Consider the following 2,851-nt stretch of genomic DNA (forward strand, 5'->3'; position numbering starts at 1 on the left):
CCGTACTGATCACCATGTTGAGCGGCTACCGGATTGACAGCCGCGCCGCGCTGCTTTCTACTGCCAGCTATCTCAATCGCGGAGGCGGGCATGCGGAAACTGGCGGTAGCTTGGGCGCTGGCCCTGGCGTGCGCATCGGGCACGGCTGGGACGTATGCCAATCCGGTGCTGTATGCCGATTATTCCGACCCGGATGTGATCCGCGTGGACGACGATTACTACCTGGTGGCGTCCAGCTTCCATTTTTCGCCCGGCATTCCGGTGCTGAAGTCCAAGGACCTGGTGCACTGGAAAATCGTCGGCCACGTGCTGCCCAAACTGGATTTCCATCCGGCCTACGACATGTCGGCGTCGTATCCGCTGACCGACGCGGTATCCAAGCCGGTCGGCGACGGCCTGCGCTATGCGGGGGGCGTGTGGGCGCCGGCGATACGCTTCCACAACGGCCTGTTTTACGTCTATTGGGCCACGCCCAACGAAGGCATCTTCATGAGCAGCAGCCGCGATCCGGCCGGGGCCTGGTCGACGCCGGTGACGGTGCTGGCCGGTCCCGGTTACGAAGATCCGTGCCCGTTCTGGGATGATGACGGCAAGGCCTGGCTGATCCACTCGCGGGTGGGCGCCGGTCCCGGGATCCTGCATGCGATGAGCCCGGACGGCAAGACGCTGCTGGACGCCGGCAAGACCATCGTCGAGGACAGGGTCAATCTGCCGGTGTTCGAAGGCCCCAAGTTTTACAAGCGCAATGGCTACTACTATATTTTTGCGCCGATCGGCGGCGTCGGCAGCGGGCCGCAGGCGGTGCTGCGCGCGCGCCGGATCGACGGGCCCTACGAATCGCGCACGGTGCTCCAGCCAGGCAACGGATTGAGCGGTCCGCATCAGGGCGGTTACGTGGAAACGCCAGCGGGCGAGGGCTGGTTCATGCACTTCAACAGCACCGGCGCGTTCGGCCGCATCGTCCATCTGCAGCCGGTGACCTGGCGCGACGACTGGCCGGTGATGGGCGATGCCGGCCTGCCGGTGCCGAGTCATGCCGCGCCGCGGACGGCGACGCTGTCGCCCGCTCAGTTGGCCGAATACCGGCTGCAGGACAGCGATGAGTTCTCTTCCGCGCAGCTGGGCTTGCAGTGGTCGTGGAATCACAATCCCGATGACCGGCGCTGGAGCCTGACGCAGCGGCCCGGCTTCCTGCGCATCCACGCCAGCCAGTCGCAATATCTGGTCGGCGCGCGCAATACGCTGACGCAGATCCTGCAGGGACCGCAGTCGGAAATCGTCACGCGCCTGGAACTGGGCGGGATGGTCGACAGCCAGCGCGCCGGTCTCAGCCTGTTCGGCGTGAAGGTGCCGTGGCTGGGCGTGGTGCGCGAGGGCGGGACGAATTACCTCACCTATTCGAATGCCGGCGTGGAGACGCGTGGCGCGCAGCTGGCCGCCAACGCGGTGTTGTTGCGCGCCGTGGTGAAGCCGGACCAGACCGTGCAATTCTCGTATGCGCTGGCCGAGAACGGGCCGTACACCGACATCGGCCCGGTCACCGAACTGGCCAAATTCTCATGGTGGAAGGGCAGCAGGCCGGCCGTGTTCACCTACACCAAATCGGCGGCGGCCGGCTACATCGATGTCGACTGGTTCCGCGTGACTCACTGACGGCACAGTTGCGCGCCCGCGCCGGCCAGCACCTCCGGCCGCGCATCCTTGCCGCCGACGCGGAAGCGCACGCGCTGCAACGTCAGGCCCGTGATCTGGCGCGCCCACAGGCCGTAGGCCGGCATCACTCTGGCAAACATGTGCGGATCGGGATAGTCGGCCGGCGCTTCCGGGATCGCGTTCTGGCCGGCCGCCGCTTCGGTGGCCGGCGCCATCGCCAGGTCGATATCGCGCAGCAGCACTTGTTCGATCTGCTTCCACGACACGCCGGTGAAGAAGGAGCCGCGCATGCCGTTGTCGTCGCCGCGGATGCGGTCGAATACGATATGGCGCAACGTGCCCGGTCCGGGACGCTTCTGTTCCGGCCGCACGCGGCCACGGTCGCCCAGGCGCAGGAACAGCGGGCTTTCCGCACGCACGATGCGGACGTCGTGCACCAGCAGGCGTTCCAGCCTGCCGCCGTCGACGGTTTCCCACGAGACGCCGCCGTCGGCCTTGCGGCGGTTGATGGCGCGCATGTCGGCGGCCGGCCCGCCCAGCGTGACGTTACGCACCAGCACGTTGCGGAAGTCGCCTTGCGAGTCGGTACCGAACTTCAGCGCGTTGCAGGTGCTGTAGAACGCGCAGTTTTCGATCAGGATGTGTTCCGCCAGCCGCTGGCCGGCGCCCTTGAAGCACATGGCGTCGTCCTGCGCGTTGATGAAGCTGTTGCGCACGATGACGCGGCGGCAGCTGTCGATGTCGAGGCCGTCGTTGTTGTGGTTGGCCTGGTTTTCCACGTGGATGCCGTCGATCAGCAGATCGTCGCAGTTGAGGTAATTCTGCATCCAGCACGGCGAGTCTTTCAGGTGGATGTCGCGGATCACCACCGCGCGGCAATCGATCACGCGGATGATGAACGGGCGGCCCGGCGTGGCGCCGACGGTTTCCTCGCCGGGGAAGTTGTCCTTGGTGCCGCGGCCGTCGATCAGGCCCTGGCCGCAGATGCCGATGCGCTCGCAGCCTTCGGCGAAGATCAGCGACTGGTTCATGCCCATGTTGCTGTCCATGACCGTCGGCCGCCGGGCCTTGTGCTCGGGATAGTGCTGCAGATCGGTGCTGGCCAGCAGGCGCGCGCCCTCGGCTACTTCCAGCATCACGCCGGAACGCAGCACGATGGTGCCGCTGACGTGGTCGCCCCTGGTCAGCCGCACGGTGC

General features: G+C 66.4%; 2 protein-coding genes. One reads left to right on the forward strand and one right to left on the reverse strand.

Annotated features, from left to right (window positions below; genetic code table 11):
• Positions 1-90: 90 nt before the first annotated feature.
• Positions 91-1,653, forward strand: coding sequence for a glycoside hydrolase family 43 protein (locus E4L98_RS22340; protein ID WP_135203748.1), 1,563 nt, complete (start codon positions 91-93; stop codon positions 1,651-1,653).
• Here E4L98_RS22340 and E4L98_RS22345 read toward each other — a convergent pair.
• The coding region (locus E4L98_RS22345; RefSeq protein WP_135203749.1) for a glycoside hydrolase family 28 protein at positions 1,647-2,851 on the reverse strand (1,205 nt) is incomplete at its 5' end. The genes E4L98_RS22340 and E4L98_RS22345 overlap by 7 nt on opposite strands.

It is taken from the genome of Duganella callida, from assembly GCF_004614165.1.
In the GTDB taxonomy this organism is placed as follows: Bacteria; Pseudomonadota; Gammaproteobacteria; order Burkholderiales; family Burkholderiaceae_D; genus Rugamonas; species Rugamonas callida.

Excerpts from the sequence above, each read along its gene's own strand:
- E4L98_RS22340 (WP_135203748.1), top strand. The coding sequence starts at position 91 with ATGCGGAAACTGGCGGTAGCTTGGGCGCTGGCCCTGGCGTGCGCATCG.